The organism is Bowmanella yangjiangensis, assembly GCF_017255015.1.
Lineage (GTDB): Bacteria > Pseudomonadota > Gammaproteobacteria > Enterobacterales > Alteromonadaceae > Bowmanella > Bowmanella yangjiangensis.
In genome coordinates this window covers 1-691 of record NZ_JAFKCS010000410.1, presented here as the reverse complement: position 1 = coordinate 691, position 691 = coordinate 1, and the positions used below count along the sequence as shown (strand labels likewise).

Sequence of the window (691 nt, the reverse complement as noted above, 5' to 3'; positions counted from 1 at the left end):
GGCCATCGATCACGCCTTCGGTGATGCCGCCCAGCAGGTTCTTCCCGGCCGATATCGCCGAGGACACCGCCGCCTTGGCCGACTCCTTGATGGTGCTGCCTTCGCTGCCTGTCTCGGCGCAAGCGCCGGTGCTCAACAGCAGCATGCCGATCACGGCCGGGACTGTACGGAGAGAAACCATCTGATGCTCCTTGTTGGGATGGCGCGGCTGAGTCGTGCGGCAAGCCGCCCTGAGCCGTCATGTTGCTTCCTGCTGCTCAGCAGACCCTGTGCGCAGGCACGAGGCAAGCCTGTCGCGGCTCGCCGGAGGGCTGCGTCCGAGCGCTAGCCTGTGGCAAATCCGCCGCGACGGCAAGGTCCTCCAGCGGGGATTGCGACGGAGTGACGTGACCTGGAACCCCGGTCACGAAATCACAGGTGCCTTACGCCCCGGAGTATCCAGGGCGCAGCACCTGTGCCCGTGCAGGTGGCGCCGTGCAATGTCCCCGGCCGCTCAGAGCAGGGCTTGCAGCGGTCGTTCGAGCATCCGCTCTTCGCAGTTGTGGCCATTGCCGCCGCGATCCACCACGAGGAAGCGAGCGGGGCGTTGCAGGCTCAGCAGCGGGTGGTGCCAGGTGCCACGGGCGTAGTTGATGCCTTGATCCGCTGCGCTGACGAAGGCACGGATGCGCGACTCGTCCAGTTCGCCAGG

General features: G+C 66.7%; 2 protein-coding genes. Both read right to left on the bottom strand.

Translation table 11 applies throughout. The features are described from left to right. Positions 1–181: hypothetical protein (locus tag J0A65_RS24865; RefSeq protein ID WP_206596909.1), on the bottom strand; the 181-nt coding region annotated here is incomplete at its 3' end. Positions 182–493: 312 nt separating this feature from the next. Continuing rightward, positions 494–691: ureidoglycolate lyase (locus tag J0A65_RS24860; protein ID WP_206596908.1), on the bottom strand; the 198-nt coding region annotated here is incomplete at its 5' end.